The organism is Streptomyces sp. NPDC043854 (assembly GCF_056436005.1).
On sequence record NZ_JBWKDK010000022.1, the window covers coordinates 23,583 to 38,004 of the forward strand.

Below are 14,422 nucleotides of genomic sequence, written 5' to 3' on the forward strand. Positions count from 1 at the left end.
GACGACGTCCGGGACGGGGGAGCGGGCGAAGGGGCATACCCCAAGGTGGGGATCCTGATTCGGCGGGCGGCGGCCGAGACTTGGGGGGACGTGAGCCGAGCGGCAGGAGAGCCCGTGGACCACCCGACCGTACCCGAGGACCTCGCCGAACTGGCCCGGCTCCATGGGGTCGAGCCCGAGTACCGGACCGAGCAGGGCACCCGCGTACAGGTACCCGGGCGGAGCCTTGTGGCGGTGCTGCGGGCGCTGGGGGTCGAGGCCGGTACGCCCGATGCCGTGGCGGCGGCGCTGGAGGAGTATCGCGAGCGACGCGCGAGGCGGCTGCTCGCCGAGTGTGTCGTGGTGCGCGAGGGGAGCGCCGCGACCGTCGAGGTGGACCGGGCGGCCACGCTGTGGATCGAGCTGGAGGGCGGGGGCGTCCTCGACGTTCCGGCCGCCGCCGGGTCGGGAGCAGCGGCCGGCGACGGCCGCGCTGGTGCCGTTTCCGGTGGTACCGGTCATGGAGGCGTCGGCCATGAGGGCTCCGGCCATGAGCGTGAGGGTCGCGGGGATCTCGGCCGTAGGGGTGTTGGCCCGGGCGAGGGCGTCCGGGGCCTGCCGGGAGGGATGCCGCTCGGATACCACCGTCTGCACGTGCGCCTCGGGGACCGTACGGAGTCGGCCGCGCTGATCGTGTGTCCCGAGCGGATCGCGGAACCGGGCGAGCGGCTCTGGGGGTTCGCCGCCCAGCTGTACTCGGCCCTGTCCGAGCGGTCCTGGGGCATGGGCGACCTGTCCGACCTCGCGCGACTCGCCGACTGGTCGGGGCGGACGCTGGGCGCCGGGTTCGTCCTGGTCAACCCGCTGCACTCGATGCTGCCCGCCTCCTTCGCCGACCACTCGCCGTACTGGCCCTCGGACCGGAGCTTCGCCGACCCGGTGCACGTCCGGGTCGAGGCCGTGCCGGAGTACGAGCGGCTGGACGCCGGGGCCCGCGCCGCCGTCGGCCGGCTCGCCGCCCGCGCCGCCGCGTTGCGGGCGGACGTCCTGGACGGAGCGGGACTGATCGACCGTGACCAGGTCTGGGACCTCAAGCGCCGGGCGCTGGAGGTGATCCACCGCGCCGGGCTGGACGACGCGCGGGCGGACGCCTTCCGGGCCTTCGCGGCGCGGGAGGGCGAGCGGCTCGACGCGTACGCCACCTGGTGCGCCCTCGCGGAACTGCACGGGCCCGAGTGGCGGACCTGGCCGGGCGAGCTGCCCGACGCCGACAGCGTCGAGGTGGCCCACGCCCGCAAGGAGCACGAGGCCGCCGTCGACTTCCACCGGTGGCTGGCCTGGATCACCGACGAGCAGCTCGCGGACGTCCAGCGGGTCGCCCGTGCGGCGGGAATGCCCCTGGGGATCATCCACGACCTGGCCGTGGGCGTGCACCCCAGCGGCGCTGAGGCGTGGGCGCTGCGGCGCTGCATCGCCCCGGGGATCACCGTCGGCGCCCCGCCCGACGTCTTCAACGCCCAGGGCCAGGACTGGTACCTGCCGCCGTGGCGGCCCGACGCCCTCGCGGCCGAGGGGTACGCGCCGTACGCGGCGGTCCTCCGCCGGGTCCTGCGGCACGCCGGCGCTCTCCGGCTCGACCATGTGATGGGGCTGTTCCGGCTCTGGTGGGTGCCGGAGGGCGGGCCGATCGGCGACGGCGCGTACGTCCGCTACGACCACGAGGCCATGCTGGCCGTCCTCACGCTCGAAGCGCACCGGGCGGGCGTCCCGGTGATCGGCGAGGACCTCGGTACGGTGGAGCCCGACGTCCGGGAACAACTCGCCGCGCGGGGGATCATGGGCACCTCCATGCTCTGGATGGAACGCCGGGAAGACGGGCACGGCGGCACGTCACCCCGGCCCGCCGCGCAGTGGCGGGCCTCCTGTCTGGTTGCGCTCACCAACCACGACCTGCCGAGCACCGCGAGCCGGCTCACGGGAGGGTACGTCGACCTCCACCACCGTCAGGGGATGCTCGCCGGCCCCGTCGAGCGGGCCAGGTCGGAGGCGGCCGCCGAGCGGAAGCAGTGGCGGGAGGCACTCAGGGCGGAAGGGCTGTACGCCGCCGAGGACGAGGACCCGGCGGCCCTCGCCGAGGCGCTGCACCGGTTCCTGCTGCGCACCCCGGCCCGGCTGGTCTGCGCCTGGCTCCCGGACGGTGTGGGCGACCTGCGCTCGCCGAACCTCCCGGGCGTCTTCGACTCGTACCCGAACTGGCAGCTGCCCGTCGCCGACGCGCAGGGCAGGCCCGTGACCCTGGAGCGGCTCGCGGAGTCCCCCGAGGTCGCCCGGCTCGGGCGGCTCCTGAACGAGGACGCCGGGCAAGGACGCTGAGGCAGCGGGCGCCACGGCCGGGCGGGCGCCACGGCCGGGCGGGCGCCACGGCCGGGTCGGCGTCCCGGCCGACGCGGGACCCTAGCCGAGCAGGTGCCCCAGGACCCGCTGGGCGCGCAGTCCGTCCTCGAAGCCCGCCAGCCAGGCGCTCTCCTTGCCGTGGACGACCACGTCGGTCCACTCCCGGAGCTGGAGGTGGAAGGAGTCCGTCCACCCGGCGACCTCTCCGGCCGGGTCGGTCCGCGTCCAGGGGGGCGGCAGTGTCTCGCCGCGCCACGCGACGTCCGTGCGCGTCAGCAGGGTGTGCGGGTCGCGGGAGTGGTATGTGAACTCGCCGTGCGTACCGACGACCCGGAACGAGAGGCCGAGCTCATCGGGCAGGGAGGACTTCGAGGCGGTCAGGTTGAAGTAGACGCCGTTCTCCAGTCGACCGGTGACGAAGGCGTGGTCGTCGACGACGACCGTACGGCCCTCCTTCTCCGGTACGTGGGTGCGCAGCCCGGTCAGACAGGACGAGGTGTCCACCTCGCTCCGGAAGAGGAAGTGCAGCAAGTCGATCAGGTGGACGCCCAGGTCGCCCAAGGCCCCGCTGGTCGACCGGCCCAGGCTGCCGTCGCGCCAGGTGAAGACCGGACGGGACAGCGCACTCCCCCGCCGGAACCCGGCCTCGACCAGCAGCGGCGTCCCCATCTCCCCGGACGTGACGGCCTGGCGCATGCGCTGCACCATGCCGAGAAACCGGTAGTTGAAGCCCACGCAGCAGCTCAGGCCGGTGTCCCCGGCCAGCGCCACCATCGTGCGGGCCTCGGCGGTCGAGATCGCCATGGGCTTCTCGCACAGGACGTGCCTGCCGGACCGTACGGCGTCGGCGGCGATCGCCGCGTGCGTGTGGTTGGGCGAGGCGATGACCACGCCGTCCACGGCCCCGTACATGCTCTCGGCGGTCGGGAACGCCCGGCAGCCGAAGCCGGCGGCGGTCGCCCGGGCCCGGCTCCCGTCGATGTCGAACATGCCCACGAGCTCGGCGTCGGCGTTGGCCAGGACGGCGCCGGCATGGGCGGCCGCGATGTTCCCGGCGCCCACGATTCCTATCCTCATCGGTTCACTTCCCCCGTGATGGCGTGCAGGATCGCCGCCGCGTACGCGTGTTCCGCCACCCGCGGGTACGCCGCCCGGGCGTCCCGGGTCGCGTTCGCCACGAGGAGGCCGTGCTGCACGCTCCGCAGCATGTCCAGGTCGTTGCCGCTGTCGCCGAAGGCGAAGGTGCGGGCGGGCCGGTAGCGGGCGCACAGATGGGCCACCACCGCCGCCTTTCCGCCCGTACGGGGAATGAGGTCGACGTCGAAGGAGCCCTCGGGGTCCCCGGCCTTGGGGTTGCAGCGGCTGACGTTCACACCGATCCCGGCACGTGCGCAGGCGCTCCGGATGCTGTCCACGGCGCGGGCCTCGTGCTCGTCGCCCGGGCCCCTGTCCGTCTCCGGCCCGTCACCCGGCGCGGAGTCCGAAGGCGCGTCACCCGGCGCGGAGTCCGAAGGGGTGTAGTAGTAGCTGTCGATGAACTCGCCGCGCCGCACGTCGGACTGGGGCCGGAGCGCGATGCCCGCCCGGGCCAGCTCCGCGACCACGTCCGACACGGCGGCGCGGGTGTAGCCGCTCTCGCGCATCAGCTGCCGCCACTCCTCGTCCGGCCGGGGCTCCCCGCCGTCGAAGTACGCCAGTTCCGTGCCCATCGAGCAGGCCGCGAAGTGCGGCAGCACCCGGAGGCGGTGGCGCGCGGCCTTGGCCAGTACCGAGTCCAGGGAGCTGCCGGTGACCCAGGCGAACAGCATGTCGCCCCGGTCCGCCTCCTTCACCAGGAGGTCTTCGAGCGCTTCCAGGTCTCCACGCTGCGGCTCGCTCGGCGCGTGGGCCAGGTACGTCTCGTCGAAGTCCGAGAACACTGCGTACCGGACGGGTCCCGGGCCGGTGCCTGTACCGCGATCGGTACCGAGGCAGGTACCGGCACCGCGACCGGTGCCCCTGCCGGCAGTGTCACTTCGCATGGTGGTGAAGGCAGTCATACAGCGCCTCGATGGTGCGGTCCTGCTCGCGGATCGACAGACCGTTGTGCAACGGCAGGTGCAGCACGCGGGAGTTGAGCCGCTCGGTGCGCGGGACGTCGGCGCTCGCGGCCCATGCCGCCGCGGCGAAAGGTGCCTGCCGGTGCGTCAGGACCGGGTAGTAGACGTCCGTCTCCACGCGGTGCTCCTTGCGCAGCCGGTCCCTGAGCGCGTCCCGCCCGCCCGCCGCCGGCTCGACCTGGACGGGGAAGAGGTGCCAGGCGTGGTCGGCCGTGAAATCGGGAATCCCGAGGGCGCCCGACCGGGCCAGCGGGGCGAGGGCCCGCACGTATCGGGAGGCCAGGAAGGACCTGCGGAAGCCGTTCAGGCTCAGGTACGGGAGCAGGCCCAGCGCGATCTCGGCCTGGGTGTTGTCCATGCCGGCGTTGAAGCCGAGGGGGACGGCCTTCACGTTCTTCCGGCCGGGTTCGAAGCCGTGGTACCCGATCGCCCGGCACCGGTGCGCCACCTCGGGCGCGCGCGTGACGACCGCGCCCGCCTTTCCGCAGACGCCGAAGTTCTTGTACGGGTTGAAGCTCAGGACCGCCGCGTCCGAGTGGAGCCCCACGCCCGTCACGCCGATCGCCTGGCACGCGTCCTCGACGAGGGCGAGACCGCGCCGGTGGCACAGCGCCTCCAGCTCGGCCATGGCGGCCAGCTTGCCGTGCAGGTGCACCGGGAGCACGGCCCTGGTCCGCCCGGTGATCCGCTCCGCGACCCGGTCGGGGTCGAGGGTGTAGTCGTCCCGCACGTCGGCGAGGACCGGAACGGCTCCGCAGGCCAGGACGGCGTTCTCGGTGGCCGCAAAGCTGTTGGCCGGCATGATGACCTCGTCACCGGGCCCGACGCCCAGCGCGTGCAGCGCGATCACGAGCGCGTCCGTGCCGCTGCTGGTGGCCAGGGCGTGCGGCATGCCGAGGAACTCGGCCAGGGCCGCCTCGAACGCGCCCACCCCGGCGCCGCTGGTGAACGCCCCCGTCGACAGCACGTCGGTGAACCGGGCCAGGGCGGCGGCGCGTTCGGCGTCGGACAGCAGCCGTTCGCGGGGCAGGAACGGGACACCGGGGGAGCCGGTGTCCCGGGTGAACACCGATTCCCCGGACTCGGGCGACAGCCGCTCGGCGTGGCGCTCCAGCACACCCGCCAGCTCCCGGTTGGCCAGGGCGGGCCCTCCCCGGCGACCGGCGACGGCGCGCCCGTCACGGACGTCGCACACCAGCCGGTGGACGCTGACGCTGTCGCCGGACACCTCGGCCGGGAGGCCCGCTTCCGCTTCGCTGCCCGGCGGCCCGGTCGGGTGACTGTGGGTCAGCATGCGGCAGCTCCTGCGTCCTAGGGGGCGTGAGGCGGGCGTGGAGTCCCGGCCCGCCGCACGCAGCGTACGGCCGGCCACGGCCCGGCGGACGGTCCCGAAAGGGCATCCGCGCGCAGGTCAAGTGCCCTGCACACGCAGCGAATACGGCGCTGACCTCGCACGCAGTCCGGTGCCGGGGAGCTTGGGCCCGTTGCCAAGGCGCGGCCGGAGTGGTGGACAAGGGGCTATACCCGAAGCGACTCCTTGTCGGGCTTCGGCGGCCGTCGCTAGTGTCGTCGGCGGCCCCGCCGGTCGTGTCGACCAGTCTGTGGGCGGGCAAATCCGACGGTGCTCCCTCCTCATGGACGGCTGCGCCGGTGCGGTTGCCGATTCAGGCTGAGTGGGGGAGAGACAGTGACCGGGAGTCGGCGCTTCACGGACGCGAGCTGCTACCACGCCGCGTTCACCGTACTCCTCGACGCGGTCGCGGGGGACGCCGGTCCACGCCCGGAGGGGTACGCCGAGGGACCGACGACGAGCGATCCGGTGGCCGTGCTGGGGGCCAACGCCCTCACCGGTGCGCGGCTGGACGACACCGGGCTCCTGGTCTTCGACGACCCGTTCGAGATCCTGTCGCTCGTCTTCGCCCGCTGCGGGCGCCCACTGGTCCGGAATCCGGTCGACGGGGCGGCCGCGTGGGAGGCGGCCGAGCAGGCGCTGGCCGCAGGCCGGACCGTGGCCGCCGCCGCCGATCCGTTCCATCTGCGCTACTACTGGCCCGGCTACGGGCAGAGCCACGACCTGCACACCGTGGTCCTCCGGGAACTCGACCCGCGGGACGCGACCGTACGCCTGCTGGACGCGGGCGAGGAGGTCTTCTTCGACGGCCGCGTGCCGCTCGCCGAGATCAGGGCGGCCATGTACGGCGACGGCAGCGGACAGTCCTGGGTGGAGCTCGGCTCCCGCCCGGGCGAGCGGCAGTCGCCCGCCGGCGAACTGGCGCGGATCGCCGAGGAGCTGGCCGGGCCGCCCGGCCGGTGGCTCAGCGGTACGGGACTCGTGGAGACGCTCACCGCCCGGCTGGACGACTACCTCCGGGCGGTGCGCGAGCGGCCCCGCGCCCGTGACGGCGAGCGGCCCGCTCCCGCTCTCGGCCGCGCCCTGCCCCTCGGGCTGCTCTGGTACGGCCACACCTTGCGCTGGCTGGCCCGTCGGCTGCCCGCGCTGGGGGTGACGGCCGGGACGGTCGAGGCGGTCGAGCGGGCGGCCCGGGACGTCGTCGTCGCGAACAGCCTGATGATGCGGCTGGGTGTGCTTCCGCCCGGTACGCCCCGGGCGACCGCGTTCCGGACCCAGCTCGACACCCGGCTCGCCTCGATGGCCGGGGACCTCGGCTCGGCCGGCGCCGAACTGTCCGACCGGGCACGGGCCGGATCCGGAGCCGAAACGGCCTCGGGGGCCGCCGTATGACCGGCACCCACCCGCCCGTCGACGGTGTCGCACTCGACCTGACGGCGCACCGCAACAGCACCGCCTGCTGGGAACCGGGTGTCGCCGTGCCCGAGGGCTTCGACGGCTACGGGCGTACGTACCCGGCGGGGTCCCTCGCCCCACGGTCGCGGGAGCTGCACCTGCCACCGGGCTTCGGCCGGGGCGAACCCGACAACGTGGCCTGCGAGGGCCAGATCCTCCACCTGGACCACGACCTGGTGGCCGGGCCCGTCCCGAGCGCCGTGACCGCGGTCCATGTCGTCGGCGCCGCGACCCAGGGCGTCGTACGGGAGACGTTCCGCCTGTACGCCGATCAGGGCGAGCGGGCCGACCTCGCCGATCACGCGGGGGTGGGCGGCACGGAGGTCTCCGTCCCGCTGGGCGACTTCCTGACGCGCGGCCCGGTCCCGGGGGCGGAGTGCTATCACCAGGCCGACTTCCTGTACGACATCGGCGGCCGTCCCGAGCCCAGCGTCCGGCCCCGGCTCTGGTACGCCGCGGTCCCGTTGCCGCGACCGGTGCCGTGCGCCCGGCTGGAACTGCCCTTCAACCCGGACCTGCACGTCTTCGGCATATGGGTGACGGGCACCTCGCGCCCGCCCGTACCACTCGCGAGGGCCTCCGCGCCGGACCCCGCGACGGACCCCGCGACAGACCCGACCCCCGCCACCGACGACCGGAAGCACCGGCCATGAGATGCCTCTATCTCACCCAGGAGCTCGCCCCCTTCTTCGTCGAGGGCGGACTGGGCCAGGCGTCCCGGGCGCTGCCCGGCACCCTCCAGCGTGAGCACGGAATCACGCACGACCTCTTTCTGCCGTACTACCCCCGGCTGGTCCGCGAGCGGGGACTGCGCACCGAGCCGGTCCTGAGCCTGCCCGGGTCGACCGTCGCCGGCGTCACCGCCGCGCCCACGGTTGAGCGGCTGCTCGGCACCGGGGACGACGCGCCCGAGGTGTTCCTGCTGCGGGCCGACGAGTGGTACGACCGTGCGGGCATCTACCGCGACGAGCGGTACGTCGAGTTCGACGACGCCTCGGCCAGGGCCGCGTTCTACGGCCGGTGCGCGGCTGACTGGGCCGAGCTGTCGGGCCGGGGATACGACCTGGTGCACGCCAACGACTGGCAGTCCGGCGCCGCCCTGGCCCATCTGCGCGCACGCCGGTCCACCGGCACCACGCCCGCCCTGCTGCTCAACATCCACAGCGCCCACTACCGGGGCGACCTGCCGCCCGCCGGGCTGCACGGGCTCGCTCTCCCGCCCGGCTGGGCCGAACTGCTCGAAGCCCGCGCCGAAGGGCGCCCCGGCCTGCTGCTATTGGGCATGCTGGCGGCCGACGCGGCGACCACCGGAAGCCCGGGGTACGCCCGGGAACTGGCGGACGACCTCGCCGGGACGCCGCTCGCCGACGCCCTGGCGGCACTCGGAACGACCGGCATCGTGGCAGGTGTGGACGACCGGGTGTGGGACCCCTCGGCCACGGGCCGGGTCTCCTCCCCGTACGGCACCGCAACCGTGGAGCACGGCAAGCGCGAGAACAAGCGGGCCCTCCAGGAGCGGCTCGGGCTCACGCGCGATCCCGACGTGGCGGTCTTCGGTGTCTGCTCGCGACTGGTCGACGAGAAGGGCACCGATCTGCTGCTCGCGGGCCTGGCCCCGCTGGTGGCGGAGGGCCGCGCCCAGCTCGTTGTGGTGGGCCCGGGCGACGACGGCTACGCCGAGGAGCTCGCCGACCTGGCGGCGGCGGTGCCGGGAGCGGTCCACCACAGCCCGGCTTTCGACCAGGACCTCGCCTGGCTGGTGTACGCCGGTTCGGACTTCTCCCCGATGCCCTCGCGGGTCGAGCCGTGCGGGCTCAACCAGCTGATCTCCATGGCGTACGCGACGATCCCGCTGGTCACACCGGTCGGCGGGCTGCGCGACACCGTGACGGACCTCGACGCCGACCGGGCCGTCGGCGGCACCGGTCTGGTCATCCCGGAACACACCGCGGAAGCGGTCCGGCACACCGCGGAACGCGCGATCCGCCTGCTGGCCAACCGCCCCGCCGACGTCGCGGACCTGCGGCGGCGGCTGATGGAACAGGACTGGTCATGGAAGCGGACCGCACGCGAGACGGCCGCCCTGTGCACCGGTCTGGTGGAAGCCGTCCGAGAGCTCCGGCACCGCCCCGCGCACGACACCACCTCCCGGACCGTCCCACCCAGCGAACAGGCACCCTGACCATGGGCAACAACAGCGACCGCCGTACCGACATCCTCGACTACCTGCGGGGACTCAGCCAGGCCATCGACGAGATCTCGTCCCACGACGTCGTCGCCGTGGCCGAGATGCTGGAGGAGGCGTATGAGGGCGGCCACACCATCTTCACCTGCGGCAACGGCGGCAGCGCGGCGACCGCCTCGCACCTCGCCGTCGACCTGGCCAAGAACACCCGCTTCCCCGGGGCGCCGCCGCTGCGCGTCCACTCCCTCGTCGACCACGTCCCGGCGCTCACCGCCTGGGCCAACGACGTCGGCTACGAGGCCGTGTTCAGCGGACAGCTCGACGGATTCGCCGGGCCGGGCGACATCGTCATCGGCATCAGTACGAGCGGTGAGTCGCCCAACGTGCTGAGCGCGCTGCGCACCGCCCGTGACCTCGGCGCCCGCCCGGTCGGCCTGCTCGGCCCGACGGGCGGACGGGCCGCCGAACTCTGCGACCGCTGGATCGCGGCCCCGGCCCGGTCCATCGAGGAGCAGGAGGACGTCCACATGTCGCTGGCGCACATCCTGACCCGGCACATGCGGGGCTTCGTGCGGGCCAAGGCCGACGTGGCACTGGTGACGGCGAGTTCTCCGTGGTGATCGGCCGCCCGGCGGTCTTCCTCGACCGGGACGGCACCCTGACGGAACCCCGGCACTATCCGAGCAGCCCCGACGACCTGGTGCTGAGCGCCGGGGTCATCCCGCCCCTGCGTGCCCTGCGGGAGCGCGGGGTGGCGCTGGTCGTGGTCACCAACCAGTCCGCGGTGGCCCGGGGCCTGTTCGGGCGCCCCGCACTCGACCTCATGCACAGGCACCTCCGCGACACCCTGGCCGGCCTCGGTGTGGAGCTGGACGACATCCTGGACTGCCCGCACCACCCGGACGGCGAGGTGGCGGACCTGGCCGTGCACTGCGCCTGCCGCAAGCCGGAGCCCGGCATGCTGCTGCGCGCGGCCGAGCGGCACGGCCTCGACCTTGCGTCGTCGTGGATGGTCGGCGACTTCGACAGCGATGTGGCGGCGGGCCGCCGGGCGGGCTGCCGCACGGCCCTGGTGCGCGGGCAGGCCCCCGCCCCCGTGGAGGAGCCCGATGTGCGTGTAGCGACCACGGCGCAGGCGCTGTGGCACATCCTCGACTGCTACGCGGCGGTGCCCGCCGGCCACGGGGAGCAGCCATGACCAGGGCGCCCGGGTCCTTCCGGCTGCCCGACGGGCGCGGCCTGCACCTGTACGCCGACGACCGCGACGGCCGCCCGCGTGACCGCGACGTACTTCCGGGCGAATGCGACGGCCTTCCTGGCGAAGGCGACGCCGGACATCCCGTGACGCCGACGGGCCCGGGCGCGGGTGCGCGGGAGGGCGCCGGTCCGACGCTGCGGTGGGACCCGTTCGTCGAGGAGTGGGTGGTGATGGCCGCGCACCGGGCGAAGCGGCCGGTCGCCGCCGAGGACACCTGCCCGCTGTGCCCGTCGGCCGAGCCGGGCCGGTCCGAGATACCGGGCGGCGCGTACGACGTCGCCGTGTTCGACAACCGCTACCCCGCCCTGGTCGGCCCGTCCGCCACCGGCGCGTCGGCCGTCCTCCTCACCGGTCCTCCGGCCGAGGCGCCCGCGACGGGCGCCTGCGAGGTGGTGTCTTTCGGCAGCGGGCACACGGCAACGCTCGCCAGGCTGCCGCTCCGCCGCGTCCGTACCGTGGTCGAGGCATGGGCGGACCGCACGAGCGCACTGAACGGACGCCAGGACATCGCCCAGGTCGTCTGCTTCGAGAACCACGGGGCGCAGATAGGGGCGACCCTGGCCCATCCCCACGGCCAGATCTACGGCTATCCGTTCCTGCCGCCCCGCCTCCGGCGGATGGGGGACGCCGCCCGGCGCGTGCGGGACGCCGGCGGTGGCTGTGTGTTCTGCGAGGTGGTCGCGGCCGAGGCGGCGGGCGGGGAACGCGTGGTGGCGCAGACCCGGCGGTGGGTCGCCTTCGTCCCGTACGCCGCCCGGTGGCCCTTCGAGGTCCACCTCTTCGCCCGCCGACACGTGCCCGACCTGCCCGCCCTGGACGAGGAGGAGCGCGGGGAGCTGGCAGCGGTCTACCGCTCGGTTCTGCGGCGGTTCGCGTCCGTGGGCGACGAGCCGTTGCCGTACATGGCGCTGTGGGTCCAGGCCCCGGCCCGGCAGGACCGCGAACTGGCCCACCTGCACGCGCAGATCTTCTCCGATCGCTCGGCCGCGGGCCGGGTCAAGCGGCTCGCGGCGGGTGAGCTCGGCGCCGGGGCGTGGGTGAGCGAGGCCGACCCCGAGCGCGCGGCGGCCGCGCTGCGCGCAGCGGACCCCGACTGGCCGGCCGGCGACGGTGCGGCCCCGGACCGGGCGGAGCACGGCATGACATCGGTACGAGGGGGGACAGACCCATGTGGATCAGCAGTGCACCGCTGAGGATCTCCCTGGCAGGGGGAGGGACCGACCTGCCGAGCTACGCGCACCGCTTCGGCGGCACGGTGCTCGGCGCGTCGATCGATCTGCGCGTCACGGTGGTGGGCCGCGGCCGACCGCACGGCTCCGGCATCCGGATGTGCCTGGACTCCTGCGGGCGGGCCGGCTCCGTGGACGAGGTCGCGAACCCGTTCGCCCGCGAGGCGCTGCGACGGCACTGGGACGGGCGTCCACTGGAGCTGGTGTCCTTCGGGGACGTCCCCGGTGGTACCGGTCTGGGCAGTTCCGCGGCGTTCTGCGTGGCCCTGACGGCCGGTCTCGCGCGGTCCCACGCGGACGGCGCGGCCCTCGCCGACGCCGCCAGTGACATCGAGATGACCGGCCTCGGCCGCCCGGTCGGCCGCCAGGACCACTACCTCGCCGCGCTGGGCGGATTCCGGTTGCTGCACTTCGGGAAGGACGGAGGCGTCGACGTCGAGGAGGCCGAGGTCTCCGACGATGTAGTGCGCCGCCTCGACGAGGAGCTGCTGCTGTTCTTCACGGGCACCACGCGGGACACCGGTTCCGTGCTGGCCGACCAGCACAGCCGGGTGGGCAGCGGGGACGCCGACGCGCAGCGGCGGCTGCACGAGATCAAGGACATGACGGAACCCGCCCTGCAGGCGCTGCGCGACGGGGACCCGGCCCAGCTGGGCCTGTTGCTGGGCCGGCACTGGGAACTCAAGCGCGGTCTCGGTCGCCGGGTGTCCCTGCCCGGTGTGGACCGCGCCTACCGACACGCGCTGGAGGCCGGGGCGACCGGGGGCAAACTGCTCGGCGCGGGGGGCGGCGGCTTCCTCCTGCTGCACGCGGGGGCGGGGGCGCGCGCCGATGTGCGGACCGCCATGTCCGGCCTGGGCCTCACCGAACAGCCGTTCCGCTTCGACTTCGCGGGCCCTGACCTGGCGCGGCTCCCGGGAGCTCTCGCGTCGACGAGCCAACGAGCCAACCAATAAGGAGACGCTTCTTGTTCGCCCCGTACCGTCGTCTTTTCTCCCCCAAGGGGAGCGTCGCGTTCACCCTGTCGGGGTTCTTCGCGCGCCTCGCCCTGTCCATGTACGGCGTGAGCACCGTGATCATGGTTGCCTCCCTCCGCGACTCCTACGCGCTGGCGGGTTCCGTCTCGGGCGTCTCGCTGGCGGCCACGCTGGTGACCGTTCCGCGCATCAGCCGGCTGATCGACCGGTACGGGCAGGCCCGGGTCGCCGTTCCCGCCGCCGTGATCTCGGCGCTCGGGTCCGTCGCCCTGATGCTCTGCGCCCATTACGACGCCCCGGCCTGGACGCTCTTCGCGACCGGCATCTTCTCGACCGCGCCCAACGCCGGCGGCATGGTGCGGGCGCGCTGGGCGGAGATCTACCGGGACGACGAGCAGTCTCTGCACGTCGCCAACTCCTTCGAGCAGGTGCTGGACGAGATCTGCTTCATCGTCGGCCCCATCCTCACCGTCTTCCTCTGCACCGCGTTGTTCCCGGAGGCGGGGCGGCTGGTGGCCATGGTGCTGACGCTGGGCGGGACGTTGCTGCTCGCGGCCCAGAAGTCCACGGAACCACCGGTGCAGGAGCCCGACCCGTCGGCTCCGGCGCCGCTGCGCAACCGGGGCCTTCAGGTCATGCTGCTGACGTTCCTCTTCACCGGCACCATCTTCGGTTCCCTGGACCTCGTCTCCGTCGCGTACACCGAGGAGCTGGGGCAGGCCTCGGCGGCGGGTGTGGTGATCGCCCTCCAGGCGGCCGGCTCGGCGGTGTCCGGTGTCCTGTTCGGGCTGGTGGTACCGAAGGGCAGGATCACCACGCGGTTCCTGCTCGGCCTGGCCGGCATGGCGGTGCTGATGCTGCCGCTCCAGCTGGCCGGCAACCTCTGGTCGCTGTGCCTGCTGATGTTCGTCGCCGGCATGGCGAACACGCCGACCATGGTCACCAGCATGACGATGGTCCAGAAACTGGTGCCCCGCTCGCAGATCAACGAGGGCATGGCGCTGGCCGTGACCAGTCTGCTGGGCGGCATCTCGCTGGGTTCGGCCCTGGCCGGTGTGGCGGTCGACCGCTTCGGCCCGGCCACCGGCTACTGGCTGGCCCCGGGCGCGGCCGTCGTGGCCCTGATCGTATCGGTGCTCGGCGCCAAGCGGCTCAGGGCCGCAGACACCGCGCCGGAGGACGAGGAGGAGGACGACGGCCCGGAGGGGACGGCCCGGGCGGAAGCCGAGGCCGTGTCTGCCGCCCCGGCACCCGGCTCACCCTCCGCGGCGGCTTCTGCGGAAGGTGCCGTCGTGGTGCCGCTGTCCACCGAGAAGTGACAGGGGCGGCGGGGAGGACCGGGCGACCGGCCCTCTCCGCCGCGCAGGCCCTACGTACGACACTCCCCCGAACCTACGGGAACCCGCCCTGACCGGCCGGGGGGGGGGGGGGGGGGGGGGGGGGGGGGGGGGGGGGGTGGGGGGGGGGGGGGGAGGGGCTTCTTTTGGGGGGGGGA

12 protein-coding genes are annotated in these 14,422 nt (G+C 74.0%); 9 read left to right on the top strand and 3 right to left on the bottom strand.

Annotation, left to right across the window (positions count from 1 at the left end; all coding sequences use genetic code 11):
• The first annotated feature begins 114 nt into the window (after positions 1-114).
• On the top strand, positions 115-2,352 hold the full coding sequence (malQ, locus tag AC068A_RS20785; protein WP_478586885.1) for a 4-alpha-glucanotransferase: 2,238 nt from the start codon (positions 115-117) through the stop codon (positions 2,350-2,352).
• An 81-nt stretch (positions 2,353-2,433) separates the two neighbouring features.
• Here malQ and AC068A_RS20790 read toward each other — a convergent pair whose 3' ends face one another.
• From AC068A_RS20790 to AC068A_RS20800, 3 genes are all read right to left on the bottom strand, one after another.
• Positions 2,434-3,450, bottom strand: a complete 1,017-nt coding sequence (locus AC068A_RS20790) for a Gfo/Idh/MocA family protein (protein WP_478586887.1) — start codon at positions 3,448-3,450, stop codon at positions 2,434-2,436.
• The gene (locus AC068A_RS20795) at positions 3,447-4,292 is read right to left on the bottom strand and encodes an HAD-IIB family hydrolase (protein ID WP_478586889.1); all 846 of its coding nucleotides are present in this window, start codon (positions 4,290-4,292) and stop codon (positions 3,447-3,449) included. Before AC068A_RS20795 ends, AC068A_RS20790 begins: the two co-directional genes overlap by 4 nt.
• A gap of 91 nt (positions 4,293-4,383) precedes the next feature.
• The gene (locus tag AC068A_RS20800) at positions 4,384-5,766 is read right to left on the bottom strand and encodes a DegT/DnrJ/EryC1/StrS aminotransferase family protein (protein WP_478586890.1); all 1,383 of its coding nucleotides are present in this window, start codon (positions 5,764-5,766) and stop codon (positions 4,384-4,386) included.
• A 393-nt stretch (positions 5,767-6,159) separates the two neighbouring features.
• Between AC068A_RS20800 and AC068A_RS20805 the strand changes: the two genes are divergently transcribed.
• From AC068A_RS20805 to AC068A_RS20840, 8 genes are read left to right on the top strand one after another with little or no spacing between them, the layout of a single operon-like run.
• Complete coding sequence (locus AC068A_RS20805) at positions 6,160-7,215, top strand: hypothetical protein (protein ID WP_478586892.1); 1,056 nt, start codon at positions 6,160-6,162, stop codon at positions 7,213-7,215.
• Positions 7,212-7,931 carry a hypothetical protein gene (locus AC068A_RS20810; protein ID WP_478586894.1) on the top strand — a complete coding sequence of 240 codons (720 nt, stop codon included), beginning with the start codon at positions 7,212-7,214 and terminating at the stop codon, positions 7,929-7,931. The genes AC068A_RS20805 and AC068A_RS20810 overlap by 4 nt, the downstream gene beginning before the upstream one ends.
• Complete coding sequence (locus AC068A_RS20815; protein ID WP_478586896.1) at positions 7,928-9,460, top strand: glycogen synthase; 1,533 nt, start codon at positions 7,928-7,930, stop codon at positions 9,458-9,460. The genes AC068A_RS20810 and AC068A_RS20815 overlap by 4 nt, the downstream gene beginning before the upstream one ends.
• 2 nt (positions 9,461-9,462) lie before the next feature.
• Positions 9,463-10,083: a D-sedoheptulose-7-phosphate isomerase gene (locus AC068A_RS20820; protein ID WP_478586898.1), complete on the top strand. Its 621-nt coding sequence runs from the start codon at positions 9,463-9,465 to the stop codon at positions 10,081-10,083.
• Complete coding sequence (locus AC068A_RS20825) at positions 10,077-10,661, top strand: D-glycero-alpha-D-manno-heptose-1,7-bisphosphate 7-phosphatase (RefSeq protein ID WP_478586900.1); 585 nt, start codon at positions 10,077-10,079, stop codon at positions 10,659-10,661. Before AC068A_RS20820 ends, AC068A_RS20825 begins: the two co-directional genes overlap by 7 nt.
• Positions 10,658-11,914, top strand: a complete 1,257-nt coding sequence (gene galT / locus AC068A_RS20830; RefSeq protein WP_478586902.1) for a galactose-1-phosphate uridylyltransferase — start codon at positions 10,658-10,660, stop codon at positions 11,912-11,914. Before AC068A_RS20825 ends, galT begins: the two co-directional genes overlap by 4 nt.
• Complete coding sequence (locus AC068A_RS20835; protein ID WP_478586904.1) at positions 11,890-12,906, top strand: GHMP family kinase ATP-binding protein; 1,017 nt, start codon at positions 11,890-11,892, stop codon at positions 12,904-12,906. The genes galT and AC068A_RS20835 overlap by 25 nt, the downstream gene beginning before the upstream one ends.
• 11 nt (positions 12,907-12,917) lie before the next feature.
• On the top strand, positions 12,918-14,246 hold the full coding sequence (locus tag AC068A_RS20840) for an MFS transporter (RefSeq protein WP_478586906.1): 1,329 nt from the start codon (positions 12,918-12,920) through the stop codon (positions 14,244-14,246).
• The last annotated feature ends 176 nt before the right edge of the window (positions 14,247-14,422 follow it).

Coding starts and splice junctions, on each gene's coding strand:
- AC068A_RS20790 (WP_478586887.1), bottom strand. CDS start 3,450: ATGAGGATAGGAATCGTGGGCGCCGGGAACATCGCGGCCGCCCATGCC.
- AC068A_RS20800 (WP_478586890.1), bottom strand. CDS start 5,766: ATGCTGACCCACAGTCACCCGACCGGGCCGCCGGGCAGCGAAGCGGAA.
- AC068A_RS20810 (WP_478586894.1), top strand. CDS start 7,212: ATGACCGGCACCCACCCGCCCGTCGACGGTGTCGCACTCGACCTGACG.
- AC068A_RS20815 (WP_478586896.1), top strand. CDS start 7,928: ATGAGATGCCTCTATCTCACCCAGGAGCTCGCCCCCTTCTTCGTCGAG.
- AC068A_RS20820 (WP_478586898.1), top strand. CDS start 9,463: ATGGGCAACAACAGCGACCGCCGTACCGACATCCTCGACTACCTGCGG.
- galT (WP_478586902.1), top strand. CDS start 10,658: ATGACCAGGGCGCCCGGGTCCTTCCGGCTGCCCGACGGGCGCGGCCTG.
- AC068A_RS20835 (WP_478586904.1), top strand. CDS start 11,890: ATGTGGATCAGCAGTGCACCGCTGAGGATCTCCCTGGCAGGGGGAGGG.